The following is a 16,899-nucleotide window of genomic DNA, read 5'->3' on the forward strand; positions in this document are numbered from 1 at the left end:
AATCTGGTATGTATGTATTAATTAACTATTTTTTGGGTATACAGCAGTTGCTTGTGGAAGATTGCCACCTGAATATGGACGAGCAAGTGGAATGTTAGTAGATTCATTTTCTGCTGGCGGCGCTGAAGGGACAACATTTGCTTGAGTGTATACACGTGATGGATTACGACGCTCTTGCTCTCTTTGGTTACGCTCTGATTGTAATTGATTTTGAACTTCAAGAGCTGCAATTTCTCGACGTCTATTTTCAGCAATCAGTAAATTAATTTGATTTTGTTCAGATAATAATCTGTTTTTTTCAGATTGTAAGCGATTTTTTTCAGCTTGAAGTCTATTATTTTCTTGATCAATTGGATAACGAATAGCCAGAAGATGATTTTGCCGTGAAATCTCTTCAACTTTTTTTCGTTCTAATTCTCTAATACTTCTTGTGTTTGCAGCGATTTCTGCTTGATCTCGAGCTACCTGTTCTTGAGCTTTTAAACCACGCAATGCAATGCTATTTTTATGTTCGATCGCTTGTATCTCAGCTTGTTGCATTTCATTTTGTTTTTTATTTTGAATTTCTATGGTTGCTTTGTCAGATGCGTAGACAAGTGCAAGCGACCTTTGAATTTCTTTTTTTGTGCTTTGAATTTTGTTTGTTAGGTCAGGGTAAGCTGAGATGTTACAATTATCTATATAAGCTATATCGCGAGCTGCTTTTTCTTTATAATCCAAAATAGGATATAACGAGTTGCCGCTTTGCATGATGATCCATTCTATAACTTTATTTTGATACGTTGGCATTTCTCTATAGGTGTTATGCATATCGTAAAGTTTAAAGTATGATGCGTGTTGTTCAATTACAGCTAAAAGGCTTAGACAAATATTTAATCGTAATGAAATTTCTTTTTGAAGATTGGTTATTTCTTTGTTTTGTGAATAAATTGATAAAAATTTTGTTTGCACTGCTTGTAGTTCTTGTACTTCTCTTTCAAGATAAATTGTCAGGCTATCTGTATTATTACCAGTACGGAGTTGTTGATAGATATATGCTAAAGATTTTTCTTGAGTTCTGTACGAAGAATCATGAGTATTTATTTGTGTGTATTTATCAGTTTTTAACAACAAAGCTTGTGCTGTTATGCAATTTTTTTCAACTTCTTTTTGATATTGTGAAGTTAATTCATAAGTTATTTTTCCTGCAACAACAATTCCTGTTACGGCAATTCCTGTAAGAATAATTCCTTGTAGAATTTCATCATTATTTGCATGAGTTATTCCATGAAAACATATGAGAATACATGCAATTGTTTTTTTAACTGAGATCATAAAGCATTTCTTTTTAAAGGGTAAATGTTATTAAAAATAACTTGTTTCATATTTATAAATATTATCATGATAAATCGAATTACGAAGTTTAATGAGTTCAATTTTTAAAACATAATTACGAGCTTTTAGTTCACTGTGATCTGCGTGAAGATAATCTTCAAATTTATCAATTTTAGCTAAATCTTTAACGACTTGATTAAAGTATGCTTTGCATTTTTGTTTTAATTTTTTAGATATTCCATAAAGCTCTGGAGTTGTGTGAATGCATTGGACAATGCTTGGATTATCAAAAGCTAAAGCATATCGTTGTTGAATTTCTGCATGAAGCTGCATTGCATTGTAGCAGTGTTTATGAGTTTTAATATATTGCAAAAATGATCGTAGTTCAGGAACGACTTGTAACTGTTCTTCTGACTTTTTATCATTCACTCTCATGTACCTTCTGCATCGAATGAGGTCAACTCGTATTGCAGATAAGAGTTTGTCAACAGACAAATCGGTGCTTGCAAAAATAGATGACATGACATCATAATTTTCTAAATTATTTTTGTCTGCTTGCATGAATGCTTGAAAAGGGTTTTTACTTAAAAAATCATCTTGATTATAACAGATGGTTAATGAAAAGCAGGAGATTAAAAATCCAAAAATAAAAGATTTCATAAATGTTCCAAAATGTATTGATGTCGTACATTACTATTATTTTAAATTATAGCAGAAATAAAAAAAGTAATACGAATTCATATAAAAATCGTGCATCACTATGTAGAGAGTCATTTTTATTGTAGGCAGGAATATTTTTTTGATTGAATAATTTTTTTATAAAAATGGCTGTGATATACTTGTATTTTATACATTCAACAAAAAGGCTTATGGAAAAACTTACACTTGATCAAGTATCACAATTTCAATCTTTAATTTATGATTATTACGCTGCCAATCGTCGTGATTTTATATGGCGACAGGATGTTACTCCGTATAGAATTGTAATTTCAGAAGTTATGTTACAGCAAACACAAACGGCACGTGTAGTTCCTAAATTTGAAAATTGGTTACAAAAATTTCCCGATTTTCTGACTTTAGCTCAAGCATCAACTTATGATGTTTTAACTGCATGGCAAGGCCTTGGTTACAATCGAAGAGGGCTTGCTCTTTTAAAAATAGCTCAAATCGTTGTCGATGAATATAACGGACAGCTACCAAATGATCCAGTTGTACTGCAAACATTTCCTGCAATTGGGCCAAACACAGCAGGCTCTATTTGCGCCTTTGCTTTTAATAATCCAATTATGTTTATCGAAACCAATATTCGCACAGTCTACACGCATACTTTTTTTCAAGGACAATCGGAAATTAGCGACAAGCAATTATTACCGTTAATAGCACAAACAATTGATCAAAATAATGCTCGAGAGTGGTATTATGCCTTGATGGATTATGGAGTTCATCTTAAGCAAAATTTGCCACGCATTAATGCTGCAAGTAAACATTATACCAAACAATCAAAGTTTGAAGGTTCAAAACGCCAAGTTCGTGGTGCTATTATTAAAATATTAACAGAGTTAAAGCAAGTTGATCAAGCAACTCTTGTTGAATTATTGGATTTTCAGTTACCTGAAAACAAACATGATCGCTATAAAATTATACAAGATCTTATTGATGAAAAAGTTATTTATAATCAACGTGGCGTTATATCTTTATAGCACGGTAAATATCGAATCAAATAGTTTGGCATGCTTTATTTTGTAAATGTTTAGTAAACTTTAATTGTTTCCTATCTGAAATATTTAATATACTTATACATAAGAAGTAATAAAAATATTTTTAGGTGGAAAAATGATTAAAAATTTAAAATTGTATATTGCTATCATGCTTTATTGCTTTTACATACCAGTAACTATAACTCAAGAAATTCAAGATAAAAATTCGATTCAAAATTTGATTTTTACTTATATTGATCATTATAAAAAAGAAAATGATGCTTTTGATTTTCTACAGGAGCAACAACTTATTTCGATATCTTTTTATGATTATTTATTAAAAAATTTAGTTCAAGATACAGATAGCCAGAGTCAAGATGCAAATTTTGGAGACGTTATAACACAAGCCCAAGAGCTAGTTTGTGACACAATGAAAGAGCCTTTTTTATCAACTTTATCAAGAGAAGTTCTTTTTTTTAACAATAGTTTAGCTGAAATTAAAGATCCTATTTTTTTATATGTAGTGAATCATCAAGATTCTGATTTTATAAAATATTCTATGTATCAATGGCTTAAAGAGTGGGCCAAGAGTAAATATTCTAATCAGTATGATAATTTAAGTAATATTGTTTTTAAACGGCGAACAGACATATTACAAATACTTGTGGATGCAAAGGTAAATATTAACATAAAAGATATCAATGGTGACACACCATTGTTTTGGGCTGTTACTCATAATGATTTTCAATCAGCAAAGCTGCTTGTTAAGGGTGGAGCAGAGTTGAATGAGCAAGATGAGTATGGATTTACTTTTCTGCATGATGCTGTAGATAAAGGGTATAATGAAATAGCCTATGCGTTTATTCATGAACCAGCAATTAAACTTGATCTTCAAGATAAGCTTGGCAGAACTCCTTTATGTATAGCTGTTATAAAAAATAGACCTCAAATCATTCAAGAGCTTATACAGGCGAAAGCTGATTTAACGATTCAAGACAATAGAGGGACACCTTTAATGGAAGCGGCTGTCCAAAACCGACTAGAAATTGTAGATATGCTGATTAAAGCAGGAGCAAATCTCAATACAAGAAATCTTGATGGCTATACACCATTATGTATGGCTGTTTTATGCAATAACAAAGATGTAGTAAAAAAGTTAATTCAAGGTAGAGCTGGTGTTAATAAAAAATCTCAAGACTTAGCTCCATTGCATATTGCATCACGTAAGAATTTTATAGAAATTGCGCAGCTTTTAATTGATTTTGGGGCAGATCTTAGAGCGCAAGACAGTCTAGGCAGAACTGCTAAAGATTTTGCAACTACACCTGAAATGAAAAACATATTTGATAAAGCACAAAATAAAAAAAGAAAAAGAAGCGAAGTTTCTTAAACATTTAAAAGTTTTATAATGTTCATAATTAATTTTATATATTTGCATCTGATATAAAAATCAGATGCGATTTTTTGTAACTATGGTATCGTTATTTCATATTAAAAAGCTTTATTGTTTACGAAAAAATTATAGCTATGCCTACACAATCACCAGTTTTTATTATTGATGGATCATCATTTTTATACCGAGCATATTATGGTATGCGTCCTTTGCAAACGTCGCAAGGAGTATCGGTGCAAGCAGTTTATAGCTTTTGTCGGATGATTCGTAAGATAATAAAAGACTTTAATGTGGAGCATATTGTCGTAGTGTGGGATAGCAAAGGCAAGAACGTACGCCATGAAATTTTTCCTGAATACAAAGCAACTCGTCAAGCACCGCCAGTAGATCTTTTTGAACAAAAAGAGTTAATATTGCAGTTTCTTACCCAAATTAAAATGGCGCAACTATCACAAGTTGGTATTGAGGCCGATGATTTAATTGGTTCGCTTGCTAAAAAATTTAACGATCTTGGTTGCCAGATTATGATTGTCTCTGGTGATAAAGATTTAGCGCAAATCGTTACGAATGATGCGATTAAAATATTTGATGCGTTTAAAGAAAAAGTTGTCAACGAAGAACAGTTAGTTACACAGTACGGATTTCCGTTATCAAAATTACCATTTTATTTTTCGTTGTTAGGCGACGCCTCAGATAACATTCCTGGTGTTAAAGGTATTGGTAAAAAAGGTGCAACAGATTTAGTTATCCAATTTGATAGCCTTGATGATTTGTATGCAAATATAGATAAAGTTACTAAGGCACGCACGAAAGAACTCTTGCTTGCGCAAAAAGATAATGCCTATCTCAGTTTAGATCTTTTTACGCTTCGTAATTATGATGTTGCAACGACATTAGATGATACTCAGTTTGATGAAGCTAACTGGGAGCTAACAATTCCTTTACTCAAAACATTGGAGTTTAAAACGTTAGTTGCTGATATAGAGAAAAAAAGTGTGAAGGTTGAGCAAAAAAATCCATCTCAGCAAAATTTATTTGAACAAGCTCCTCAATTTTTACATGATATCTACAATTTTCAGCTTGTTACCAGTCTAGATAGTTTACTTGATGTGTGTGCAAAAATAGAAGCAGCAGGGGCATTTGCAATTGATACCGAGACAACAGGTCTTGACCCTATGGTTAATGAATGTGTTGGTATTTCGATTGCAATAGAGCCTGGCACAGCTTATTACATTCCCTTTGGTCACACAACAGATGAAGTGCAATTACCATTACAAGATCTTAAAGAGCACCTTGCTCCAGTGTTTATTAATCGAACTATTAAGAAATATTTACATCACGCAAAGTTTGATCAAGTTGTCTTGCATCAAATAGGATTGCCTCTTGCAGGTGTAACCTTTGATACGTTAATTGCAGCAAGCTTACTTGTACAAGATTGGCAAAAAAAAGGGCTTAAAACGTTATCAGAATTTTATTTTGATGAAACAATGTTGACGTACGAAGAGATGGTTAAAGAGTTTAAAGTTTCTAATTTTGCAGGTATTTCGCTGCAAGCTGCAACTCGCTATGCAGCTGCCGATGCACACCAAACACTTAAATTATACCATGTTTTTTATGCTGAGCTTGAAAAGCAAAATCTATTATCTTTGTTTAATACCATTGAAATGCCTGTTAATGAAATTTTAGTAGCGATGCAAATTGAGGGCATTTATTGTAATACAAAAATTTTAGCAACATTAGACACTTTGGTTTCTCAAGATTTAATAAAGATAGAAGCTGAGATTGCCCAGTATATTGATGAACCAATCAACCTTAATTCACCAAAACAAATTAAAGAGTTGCTGTTTGACAAACTGAACTTACCAACACAAAAAAAGAGTGCAAAAAAAACAGGCTACTCAACTGATGCCCAGGTTTTGCATACACTTTCAAAAATACATCCAGTTCCGGGTTTAATTTTAAAGTATCGTGAACTTTTTAAGTTAAAAAGCACCTATATTGAGAGTTTACCAACCTATATAAATTCATTGACGCATAAAATTCATACATCGTTTAATCAGGCCTTAGTTGCAACTGGTCGTCTATCCAGTTCAAATCCAAATTTGCAAAATATTCCAACGGGTGACTTAGGTTATCCTATGGACATTCGATCTGCGTTTCAGGCAGAGCCAGGACATGTTTTGCTTGCAGCCGATTATTCTCAAATTGAGTTAAGAATTTTAGCCCATATGAGCAAGGACGAAACGCTTCTTGATGCATTTAGACTTAATAAAGATATTCATACACAAACTGCAGCAAAAATATTTGATACGCACGATAGTCAGATTTCTTCTACACAAAGAACAGTTGGCAAGACGATTAACTTTAGTATTTTATATGGCTTAACATCGTATGGACTGTCAAAAAGTTTAGAGATTCCTTATAAGGATGCAGAAAAATATATTGCTACCTATTTTGCGCAGTATCCTGGCATTGTCCAATGGATTGATGAAACAATTGAATTTACAAAAACTCATGGCTTTGTTACCACCTTGTATGGCAGAAAGCGATATATTCCAGGTATTTATGAAAAAAACAGAACACTGTTTGACCTTGCAAAGCGTATGGCAATCAATTCACCTGTTCAAGGAACAGCAGCTGAAATTATTAAAATTGGCATGATTAATTTAGAAAAAAATCTTGTTGAGCATAACCTGCAAGCAAAAATTCTTTTACAAATTCATGACGAACTTATACTTTCTGTGCCATCTGATGAGGTTGATAAAGTGTCGCAAGTTGTTAAAGACTCTTTAGAATCAGTTGTTTCATGGGAAATTCCGTTGACAGTTCAAATTAAAACAGGTTTAAACTGGCATGATATTACAAAATAAAGCATTGTACTCATTTGAATTAAATTTGACTCTTAATCTATTGATATTATAAAGCCTTAAACGTTAGACTGATGACAAGTTGCATTTTTCTAAAAAGGGGGAATTATGAAAAAAGTAGTAATGAGCATTGCAGTTCTTGTAATGATGGCGCCTGTATTCTGTTCTGATGAGGTTATAGCTGAAGAGCAGGTTGAAGTAGTTGTTCAAGCAAAAAAAGCTATTAAAAAAGAAGCTGTAAAAGAGCCTGTAAAGTTAGAGCGAAAATTATTTGTTAACTATCTTGATAATCCAATGACTCTATTTTTTGTTGATAAAAGTAATAAACAGCGTAATTATGTTATTCCGGCAGGAGTATCTCGCATTGTCGATTGTATTGTAGAGCAAGTTAAAAAAGTAACTTATTTTGACAGGCATCAAGAAAAGGTCGTTGCAATTCCAGTTGCTAAGTTACAAGAAAATGCGGTAATTATTTTTAATCTTGATAATAAAGTAGAGTTTTTTAATTTTGTAAATATTCAGCAAAAGCAAGAAATGATAAAAAAAACTAAAGCTGTTTTGCAAAAAGTTCGATTCTCAACTCCTTGGGATAAAACCTTAATTGAAAAACTGGTTAAAAAAGTTGAAGATCTTTCTGAACAAACCATATACAGACAATAATTCACACCTCAGATTGAGACTATTCATCTTCTTTTATCGTATTAAATTTTGAATTTATAGATTGACTTTTGATTGGTTACCAGGCACAATTAAAAAGGAAATCTATAGTTTTTTTACTATAATAAATGTTCAATAAATCAGAAATTTAATTTAAAGGATGCAACGATGGCAACCAGTAAAACCGGCGGTTCGACCTCGAATGGCCGTGAGAGTCACAGTAAGCGTCTTGGTGTCAAACTTTATGGTGGACAACAAGTATTAGCAGGCCAAATTATAATTCGTCAACGTGGTACAAAATTCCATCCAGGACTTTTAGTAGGGCGTGGAAAAGATGATACATTATTTGCTTTATCAGCAGGTGTTATTAAGTTTCATAAAGGTAAGAAGAATAGAAGTTTCGTTTCTGTTCAACGTAATCTTGTGAGCTAAATTTTTTCTCGAATTCTGTATTTTTTATTTTTAAAGTTAGAACCTAAGCCCTTGGAGAGTATAATGTTCCACTTTTCACAATATCGCATACAAAGCGCGTTATTATCTTTACTTGTTATTTTTGCTGGTATTTCAGCTTATATTTACAATGGAGGTTTTCGATATAGCGTAGACTTTACAGGCGGAACCGATATCAGAATGAGATTCGATAAACCTGAAAATACCGCCGCAATTAAAAAAGCGATACATGATGAATGGAACGGCACGGTTTATAATATAATAGACGCTAATGAAATTATCATTAGAATCCAAGATACGCCTGAAACTACTGACAATTTAGATCAAAAAATACAAGCGACTGTAGATGCAGTTTCGATTGATAATCCTGGCAAAATTCTTCAAAAAAGCAGTTTGAGTAGTGCAGTTGGAGATTCGTTAAGAAATTCATCAATCAAAGCTATTTTAATAGCATTGGCATTAATGTTAGTATACATTGCGATGCGTTTTAGATTTGCATTTGCTATAGGTGCAGTAGTTGCATTATTTCATGATGCTCTTGCTGTTCTTGCTTGCTTTTTAATCATAAATCGTCCAATTGATATCGATGTTGTTGCAGCTATCCTTGCGGTGCTTGGTTACTCAATCAATGATACGATTGTTATTTTTACTCAAATTAGAAAAAATTTGGTATCAATGAAAGGCAAAGCTTTAGATGTTATTGTTGACACAAGTATCAACCAAACATTACGAAGAACGATTTTAACAAGCGCTTCAACTTCGCTTGTTGTTGGATCAATGCTTATTTTTGGCGGAGATGCAATTCGAAGCTTGTCTCTTGCTATTCTTCTTGGTATTATTTTTGGCACATACTCTTCAATTTTCATTGCAAGCTCAATCATGATGCTATTTTATAAAGAAAATAAATAGTTTTATAGCAATCAGTAAATAATTACATATTAAATAGATAATAACAGATATATTACAAACTCTTTGGAGCTTTTAATAACCTGTTATTATCTATTTACTATAACCTCTCTTACCGTGGATACAAAGACCTTGCAAAATCCAAAAGAAATTAAACGGCCTCGACCAACAAATATTCAAAAAAAATTACCCAATCCAAAAGAACTAACAAAAAAAGATATGTTAGAGATGGTCATTCAAGATCTTAATTTTACCGCAAAGCGTCTTGGTATAATTGGATCGAGCATGATGACCAAGGATCAACTTATTGAAGCTATTCTTGAAAATCAAAAAATTACTGAAAAATCAATTTCTGTTTCAGGAGTTCTTGAAAAACTGCCTGATGGATTTGGTTTCTTACGCTTTCCTGAGTATGACTATATTTCAGGGCCAGATGATATTTATGTATCTCCAACTCAAATTCGTCGATTAAATTTACGAACAGGTGATACGATATCTGGTGAAATTAGGCCACCTAAAGAAAGCGAAAAATATTTTGCATTGCAAACTATTGAAGCAGTTAATGGTCAAGATCCAGCACGAACAACAAGCAGAATAGATTTTGATCGTTTAACACCATTGCACCCTGATAAAAAATTCAACCTTGAATCACAACCAGATTTTATATCAACGCGTATCATGGATATTTTTACACCGATAGGGAAAGGCCAACGAGGTTTAATTGTTGCTCCACCTAAAGTTGGTAAAACTGTTTTGATGAAAGAGATTGCAAAAAGTCTTCTTGCTGAAAATGAAAACATCTATCTGATTGTTTTGTCAATTGATGAACGTCCAGAAGAAAACACTGACATGAAGCGTTCAATTACCAATAAAAACTCTGAAGTGGTAAGTTCTACATTTGATGAATCTCCAGAACGCCACGTACAAGTAGCAGAAATTGTTCTTGAAAAAGCTAAACGTTATGTTGAGTATGGACATGATGTGGTTATTCTTCTTGATTCTATTACTCGTTTAGCGCGTGCTTATAACACTATCTCACCGACATCAGGTAAGGTTTTAACTGGTGGTGTTGATGCAAATGCGTTACAACGACCAAAAAGATTTTTTGGTGCTGCTCGTAATGCAGAAGAAGGCGGATCGCTTACAATTATTGCAACTGCGTTAATTGAAACTGGTTCTCGTATGGATGAAGTAATTTTTGAAGAGTTTAAAGGTACCGGTAACATGGAACTACATTTAACTCGAAAATTATCAAACCGTCGTACGTATCCAGCATTTGATTTAATACCTTCAGGTACTCGTCGTGAAGATTTATTGTTAACTGATGAAGAACTGAATCATTCATGGGTATTACATAAATTCTTATCGACCATGAATATTGTTGAAGGTATGGAATTCTTAATTGATAAAATGAAGCATACCAAAACAAATGAAGAGTTCTTTGCTACGATGAGTAAAAAAGCTATTGCAGCTTCTTCAAACGGAAGTAACAATAACAACAATCATCATGGTAACGGGCATCATAAATCTGAATAAATTTGATATAAAAAATTTATTTATAAATAAAAAAGAACGATTCAAGTAAAAATATTTGAGTCGTTCTTTTTTTGTTAAAATACTAAACATATAGACTTATTTTAATAGTTCATTGGTTTAAGCATTACAATTATAGTTTATGCAGGTAACTGATTGAGTTCGTTTAAAAGTAATTTTTTATCATCATCATTTATTGTATTTGCTATTTGATTCTGCAATTCTCTTCGCCTTGCTTCTATTAATAAAGCAGTTCTTGTAGCTTGACCAGATGCTACCTGTTGATTTTCTGTTATTACTTGTATTTCATCTATATTTAATGGAGTAGTTTCTGTTGATCTTCTGGTAATCGAATAATCTCCTATACCCCAATTGCCACCTCTTCCCATTGCATGGATTTGTCTTAATTGATATATAGATAGTATTGCAATAATACCGCATAATTTTTTCAAAACAGATCCTTTAAAAATTTATATGTTGTAGTTTGAGATGACTACATTAGTCGTTCATGATTTAAAAATATATAAAAATTATTCTTAATAATGAAATACATAAAAAAATAAGAAAGAAGCGCATGATAACCATGAGCTTCTTTCTTATTTTAAGATTTGTTCTCCGCCGCCCTTAAGGGCAAGTTGATCAATAATTAACGTTAATTCAGTTGCCTGATTTAATCGTTCAATTGATATGGGCGGTACATAGTTTTCTTGTTTAATTGATCGTAAGAAATTATTAATCAAAGCGTCTTCGCCTTTGTTTGGCTGTTTTACACTTTCATTAAATGAGAAAGGCAGACCAAAGCCTTCAAGTGAAACATAATCGTCCATAACAATTGATTTAGAATCAAAGAATATTTCCATACGTTCTTTACCGGCGCCTACGTGACCAAGCGATGTGTATAAAAGTGTACAGATTGAGCCATCAGCAAAGCTAATTTGTGCAGAAAAATTATCGGTAGGGAAAAGATAACTATTTGTTGGTTTTAATGATTCGACGGAAACAGCAATTGGTTGAGCTTTAACCAAGTATAAAAACATATCAAAAATATGGCACGCTTCACCAATTAATCGACCCGAACCCATTTGACGCTGTAGCCACTGTTCTTTTGCTATAAAGCCAACATTCATGCGATAACTAATAATTAAAGGCGATGTTCGTAGCTTGGTCTGTGTATCTATTTTTTTTATGAATGGAGCAAATGATCGATTATAATCAACACAAAACTGAGCGGAGGTGTTTTTTTGCAAATAGCTGTACAGCGTATTGAGTTGTTCAAGATCCGTTGCCATCGGTTTTTCTAAAAATACTGCTTTGCCTTTTTCCATGGCGTTTATAGCTTGGCTGCAATGCAGGCGGTAGGGCGAATTGATAAACACCACGTTAACATTGTTATCATCGAACAGTTCTTGTTCGTTAATGATTGTTTTTCGTGCGCCACCGTAGACTTGAGCAATGTTAAGAGCTTTAACAATATTCTTGTCGACAGCAGTTTCAATCTGAACGTTTTTAATTTTAGATAAAGCAGGCATTAAGGTGTTTTGTGTAAATGGGCTTGCTCCGACAATTCCTACATGCAACGTATCTTTTTTAGCAGGGATGAAACTTGAAATTGGTGAAGCATTGTTTTTTTGAATAACTTCTTGCTTTGGCAGAAAATTAAGGACAAGCCCTAGCACGTCTTTTGTTTGAACAGTTTTGTATGCTTCTTGTACGTTATTAATACTAATCGTATGAGAAATTAACGGCTTTGTACTGATTAAGCCATCTTCTAATAAATTAATAAACGTAGCCAAACTTTTACAATACTCTGGGGTAACTCCAAAAAACGAGTCATGATAATTTTCAAGTTGTTGCTCTGATAACGTCAGTTCATCTTTGAGCGTTGACTGAATATTAACAATGTTAATTTCTTTTAAGTACAACTGATTGTAATTTAGATTAATAGGTTTTTTGCATTGTGATAAAACAATTCGACCTTGCTGTTTTGCAAAGTTGACTGCATGTTGCAAGATTTGGTCCATATGCTTTGTGATGATAGTGCAGTCGACTCCAGCATGGTTGGTCAGATAGCTCATTTCTTGTTCTATGTTATCAAGCTTTTGGTTTAAAACTGTGGTAATTCCAAGTTCTTGAGCTTTTGCAAGGTTGTATTCGTTGGTGTCTATTCCAATAACTTTACACCCAGATAATTTTGCAATTTGAGCTGTTAAAAGACCTAAAATATCAAGTCCAACAACGCAAACAGTTTGACCAATTTGCAGCTGAGCTTTTTTGATATTATCAAAAGCAAGGCCACCAATAGCAATAAAACTAGCTTCTTGCAAGAGTGATTTGTTTTTATTTTTACGGCAAATGATTCTGGAATGCAGACGACGTCAGCATGATTTGCAAACCCATTTCCTGCGCAAGCAACATAGTCCCCTGGCCGAAATTGTGTAACTTTTTTCCCAACTGCAATAATTCTTCCGGAACATGAATGTCCAAGAGATTTGATTTCACCATAAAAACTTTTTTTACAAAGTCGGTAAGACCTTCAATGTTTTTAGTTGAAATCGAATTAAAAATCATTCGAATTTTTTCGGGAATATTTTTTAATAACGATTCTTTCTCAGAGCTTGCAATGATTGACTTCTCTGTTTCAGGTATGATTAATGAATGGTATACAGAAACCAGCATCGAATGATCATTGAGTGCTGGCTCACAAACTTCTTTGAGCGCTATTGCGCCCTTATTTAAAAATACCTGTCTCATCTAAACGTTCTCCCTGGTTTGCTTGGTAGTTAGCTTACCTTGGCTGTGATTATATTAGACTGCTTATTTACGTATCAAATAATCTATTTTTTGATAGAATATCTCTTTGAAATAATAACATGTTTACAAGGAGTTTCAATGGATATTTTATATGCTCCATGGCGAGATAAGTATGTTAAACATAGTATAAAACACAAAGATGATGAAAACGAAGCCTGTGTTTTTTGCACAATTTTTTCAGCAACAAATGCAGATGATAAAGAATTTATTTTAAAAGAAACAGACCATGCAATCGTTCTGTTGAATATATATCCGTACAACAGTGGACATGTTTTAATTTTACCTAAAATTCACGTGGCAAATCTTGATGAATTATCAAAAAATGTCAGAATTGAATTAATGGAGTTAATGAACGCAAGTATCATAATTTTAAAAGATGTTTTGTGTGCGCAAGGTATTAACGCGGGTGTTAATTTAGGCAAAATAAGTGGCGCAGGAATTCCAGGGCATGTGCATTTGCATGTTGTGCCACGCTGGTCAGGTGATACCAGTTTTATTACGGTTGTTGGTGGAACTAAAAATATCTCAGTTGATTTAAAAAGAATTTATAACGAATTAAAACCAGCTTTTACAGCTTTAGAACTATAGGACAATACTATCCATGAACTCACATGTTATTCGACAAAAGTTTTTTGAGTACTTTAAAAAATTTCATCATGAACAAGTTGCAAGCTCATCGTTAATTCCTGCTCAAGACCCAACAATTTTATTTACCAACGCAGGCATGAACCAGTTTAAAGATGTTTTACTTGGGAAAGAAAAACGGAGCTATAACAGAGCTGTTACCATTCAAAAATGTGTTCGTGCTGGCGGCAAACATAATGATTTAGATAACGTGGGCTTTACGCAACGACATCTTACATTTTTTGAAATGATGGGCAACTTTTCGTTTGGGGATTATTTTAAAAAAGAAGCGATTCCTTTCGCTTGGAATTTTTTAACACAAGATATGGCGCTTGATCCTGCAAGACTTTCAGTTTCTGTATACTTAACAGATGATGAAGCGTATGCAATCTGGCGTGATGATGTAAAAATTCCTGAAAATAAAATATTTCGCTTAGGTGCTGATAACTTTTGGCAAATGGGGGATGTTGGTCCTTGTGGCCCGTGTACAGAAATTTTCTTTGACCGTGGACCTGAGTATGGGTGTGGTAAAGCTGATTGTAACGTTCCTTGCGGATGCGATCGATTCCTTGAAGTGTGGAACGTTGTGTTTATGCAGTACGATCGCCAAGCTGATGGTACTGATAAATTATTACAACAAACAGGTATCGACACTGGCATGGGATTAGAACGTCTGTGTGTCGTAACGCAAAACAAAGAATCAGTTTTTGATATTGATATTTTTCAACCATGTATTAAAAAAATTGAAGAACTTACCGGCCACAAATATCATGAGTCAACAGGGATTATCAAAGCATCATTCAATGTTCTTTTAGACCATGTTCGCTCAACATCATTATTAATCGCTGACGGATGTGCGCCATCAAATGACGGTCGTGGTTATGTGATTCGTAAAATTATTCGTCGAGCAGCTTTATTTGCACAAAAATTAACTGATAAAAACATCTTCCCAGAATTAGCGGCAGTGTTAATTGATGAAATGAAACAAATTTATCCTGACTTGCAAGAAAGCAAAGATAGGGTGATTGCAGTTTTGAAAATTGAAATCGAACGGTTTTCAGAAAATTTGAATCGAGGTAAATCTATTTTACAAGGCTATATCGAAAAAAATGGCTTAAACAAAATAGTTTCTGGCACGCAGGCATTTACTTTGTACGACACGTATGGATTTCCGTTAGAAGTTGTGCAACTTGTTGCAGCAGACTATGGATGCACGGTTGACATTGATGGCTTTGAAGAGCAAATGGAGCTGCAGCGTCAAAAATCTGGCAAAAAAATGAAGCAGTCAGAGCAAGATTTAGCTTTGGATAGTTCAATTAAAACAGTTTTTACTGGGTATGGATCAACGTATGAAACATCAACGATTACTGCTTTGGTTTGTAATAATGAGCTTGTTGATAGCGTTAAAGCTGGTCAAACTTTTTCGTTTACTGTAGAAAAAACACCATTTTATGTTGCGTGTGGTGGCCAAGTTGACGATAAAGGAACAGTCACTTTTGGTGCTTATCAAACAGAATTATTAGGATTACAAAAACTGAACGATGCAATTTTAATTACGTGTATAGCTCCGACAACAATTACCCTTGGTGATAGCGTGGCAATGCAAGTTGATGAACAAGCTCGTTTGTTTACGATGAAAAATCATACCGCAACACATTTACTGCAAGCCGCATTACAATTAATTTTAGGTAAGCAAGTTAAACAAGCTGGTTCTGTTGTTAATTGCGAGTATCTTCGTTTTGATTTCACCTATCATGCGCCACTTTCTCTTGCACAAATTCAAGCAGTTGAGAATTTGATTAATCAAAAAATCTGGGACAATATTCCTGTAGCAATTGAAAATACAACCTTAAAAGATGCGACAAGTCGCGGTGTTATTGCTTTCTTTGGTGATAAATATAATCCAGATGCAGTTCGTGCAGTCATGATTCCTGGTTTTTCTGCTGAATTATGTGGAGGAACGCACGTACGGGCAACGGGTGACATTGGTTTATTTAAAATAGTTGAAGAAACTGCCTTAGCTGCAGGCCAACGAAGAATTGTTGCGTACACTGGCGGCAAAGCTCTAGAACTCATGCAACAAAATTTTACTATTATAAAAAACTTGGAACAAGATCTTAAAGTTAAGTCAGAAGCTATTTTACAAGGTGTAGAAAAACTTCAAACAAGATTAAAAGATCTAACGCGTGAGATTAAAGTGTTAAAAACTGAGCAGTGGAAATCATTAATTCCATCATGGATAGAGCAAACAGAAAATATGAATGGAATTGCTTTTGGGTATTTGCAATTACAAGGATTTGCAGAAAATATTCGAGATATTCTTACAGCTTTGCAGGCAAAAAAACCTGGCTTATATTTCATTGTTAATGATGAACAAGGGTCAATGACATTTGTTTGTTCTCTTGCAAAAGAATATGTAGCACAAGTTACAATGAAACAACTTCAGGCTCTATTACAAGAGCAGTGTGGATTAAAGTCTGGTGGAAGCCCAGTCATGATTCAGGGTGGTGGTAATGTACCAACATCGTGTAAGCAATTTATAAAAAACTGGCTTATAAAAGCATAAAAAAAAGGAAGGTGAATGACTCAATCATTCACCTTCCTTTTTTTTGTGCACGAGTTGTTTATTGTAGCAGTCTTTATAATG

Annotated in this window: 14 protein-coding genes and 1 pseudogene; 9 read left to right on the forward strand and 6 right to left on the reverse strand. The window is 33.6% G+C overall.

The features are described 5' to 3' along the window. Positions 1–21: 21 nt before the first annotated feature. Both C0J27_RS03415 and C0J27_RS03420 read right to left on the reverse strand, forming a co-directional pair. Complete coding sequence (locus C0J27_RS03415; RefSeq protein ID WP_115585786.1) at positions 22–1,314, reverse strand: hypothetical protein; 1,293 nt, start codon at positions 1,312–1,314, stop codon at positions 22–24. Between the two features lie 30 nt (positions 1,315–1,344). Then, a complete protein-coding gene (locus tag C0J27_RS03420; RefSeq protein ID WP_115585787.1) occupies positions 1,345–1,974 on the reverse strand; it encodes a hypothetical protein in 630 nt (209 codons plus the stop codon). Positions 1,975–2,183: 209 nt separating this feature from the next. Between C0J27_RS03420 and C0J27_RS03425 the strand changes: the two genes are divergently transcribed. From C0J27_RS03425 to rho, 7 genes and pseudogenes are all read left to right on the forward strand, one after another. Continuing rightward, on the forward strand, positions 2,184–3,014 hold the full coding sequence (locus tag C0J27_RS03425; protein WP_162801775.1) for an HhH-GPD family protein: 831 nt from the start codon (positions 2,184–2,186) through the stop codon (positions 3,012–3,014). 133 nt (positions 3,015–3,147) lie between these two features. Beyond that, complete coding sequence (locus tag C0J27_RS03430) at positions 3,148–4,401, forward strand: ankyrin repeat domain-containing protein (protein ID WP_115585789.1); 1,254 nt, start codon at positions 3,148–3,150, stop codon at positions 4,399–4,401. A gap of 137 nt (positions 4,402–4,538) precedes the next feature. Further along, complete coding sequence (gene polA, locus C0J27_RS03435; protein ID WP_115585790.1) at positions 4,539–7,274, forward strand: DNA polymerase I; 2,736 nt, start codon at positions 4,539–4,541, stop codon at positions 7,272–7,274. 105 nt (positions 7,275–7,379) lie between these two features. Continuing rightward, entirely contained in the window at positions 7,380–7,931 is a 552-nt protein-coding gene (locus tag C0J27_RS03440; protein ID WP_115585791.1) for a hypothetical protein, read from the forward strand. Between the two features lie 165 nt (positions 7,932–8,096). Continuing rightward, positions 8,097–8,360 (forward strand): 50S ribosomal protein L27, encoded by a 264-nt coding sequence (gene rpmA / locus C0J27_RS03445; RefSeq protein WP_115585792.1) that lies wholly within the window; start codon positions 8,097–8,099, stop codon positions 8,358–8,360. A gap of 63 nt (positions 8,361–8,423) precedes the next feature. Further along, on the forward strand, positions 8,424–9,287 hold the full coding sequence (secF, locus tag C0J27_RS03450; protein WP_115585793.1) for a protein translocase subunit SecF: 864 nt from the start codon (positions 8,424–8,426) through the stop codon (positions 9,285–9,287). A 216-nt stretch (positions 9,288–9,503) separates the two neighbouring features. After that, positions 9,504–10,739: pseudogene (rho, locus tag C0J27_RS03455) on the forward strand (transcription termination factor Rho); the annotation flags it as partial. A gap of 218 nt (positions 10,740–10,957) precedes the next feature. Here the strand turns inward: rho and C0J27_RS03460 are convergent. The 4 genes from C0J27_RS03460 to C0J27_RS03470 form a co-directional block, all read right to left on the reverse strand. Further along, positions 10,958–11,269 (reverse strand): hypothetical protein, encoded by a 312-nt coding sequence (locus tag C0J27_RS03460; RefSeq protein WP_115585794.1) that lies wholly within the window; start codon positions 11,267–11,269, stop codon positions 10,958–10,960. 144 nt (positions 11,270–11,413) lie between these two features. Next, entirely contained in the window at positions 11,414–13,141 is a 1,728-nt protein-coding gene (locus C0J27_RS03465; RefSeq protein WP_115585795.1) for a zinc-binding dehydrogenase, read from the reverse strand. Beyond that, entirely contained in the window at positions 13,033–13,278 is a 246-nt protein-coding gene (locus C0J27_RS05790; protein ID WP_350337604.1) for a hypothetical protein, read from the reverse strand. The genes C0J27_RS03465 and C0J27_RS05790 overlap by 109 nt, the downstream gene beginning before the upstream one ends. Next, a complete protein-coding gene (locus C0J27_RS03470; protein ID WP_115585796.1) occupies positions 13,161–13,568 on the reverse strand; it encodes a hypothetical protein in 408 nt (135 codons plus the stop codon). The genes C0J27_RS05790 and C0J27_RS03470 overlap by 118 nt, the downstream gene beginning before the upstream one ends. 138 nt (positions 13,569–13,706) lie before the next feature. On the opposite strand from C0J27_RS03470, the gene C0J27_RS03475 reads away from it, so the two are divergent. Both C0J27_RS03475 and alaS read left to right on the forward strand, forming a co-directional pair. Then, a complete protein-coding gene (locus C0J27_RS03475; RefSeq protein ID WP_115585797.1) occupies positions 13,707–14,216 on the forward strand; it encodes an HIT family protein in 510 nt (169 codons plus the stop codon). Positions 14,217–14,229: 13 nt separating this feature from the next. Next, the gene (alaS, locus tag C0J27_RS03480) at positions 14,230–16,818 is read left to right on the forward strand and encodes an alanine--tRNA ligase (protein ID WP_115585798.1); all 2,589 of its coding nucleotides are present in this window, start codon (positions 14,230–14,232) and stop codon (positions 16,816–16,818) included. The last annotated feature ends 81 nt before the right edge of the window (positions 16,819–16,899 follow it).

Source organism: Candidatus Chromulinivorax destructor (genome assembly GCF_003366055.1).
Taxonomy (GTDB): Bacteria; Babelota; Babeliae; order Babelales; family Chromulinivoraceae; genus Chromulinivorax; species Chromulinivorax destructor.

Bases quoted from the DNA above. Each gene is read 5' to 3' on its own strand.
- C0J27_RS03415 (WP_115585786.1), bottom strand. From the start codon at position 1,314: ATGATCTCAGTTAAAAAAACAATTGCATGTATTCTCATATGTTTTCAT.
- C0J27_RS03420 (WP_115585787.1), bottom strand. From the start codon at position 1,974: ATGAAATCTTTTATTTTTGGATTTTTAATCTCCTGCTTTTCATTAACC.
- C0J27_RS03425 (WP_162801775.1), top strand. From the start codon at position 2,184: ATGGAAAAACTTACACTTGATCAAGTATCACAATTTCAATCTTTAATT.
- C0J27_RS03430 (WP_115585789.1), top strand. From the start codon at position 3,148: ATGATTAAAAATTTAAAATTGTATATTGCTATCATGCTTTATTGCTTT.
- polA (WP_115585790.1), top strand. From the start codon at position 4,539: ATGCCTACACAATCACCAGTTTTTATTATTGATGGATCATCATTTTTA.
- C0J27_RS03440 (WP_115585791.1), top strand. From the start codon at position 7,380: ATGAAAAAAGTAGTAATGAGCATTGCAGTTCTTGTAATGATGGCGCCT.
- rpmA (WP_115585792.1), top strand. From the start codon at position 8,097: ATGGCAACCAGTAAAACCGGCGGTTCGACCTCGAATGGCCGTGAGAGT.
- secF (WP_115585793.1), top strand. From the start codon at position 8,424: ATGTTCCACTTTTCACAATATCGCATACAAAGCGCGTTATTATCTTTA.
- C0J27_RS03470 (WP_115585796.1), bottom strand. From the start codon at position 13,568: ATGAGACAGGTATTTTTAAATAAGGGCGCAATAGCGCTCAAAGAAGTT.
- C0J27_RS03475 (WP_115585797.1), top strand. From the start codon at position 13,707: ATGGATATTTTATATGCTCCATGGCGAGATAAGTATGTTAAACATAGT.
- alaS (WP_115585798.1), top strand. From the start codon at position 14,230: ATGAACTCACATGTTATTCGACAAAAGTTTTTTGAGTACTTTAAAAAA.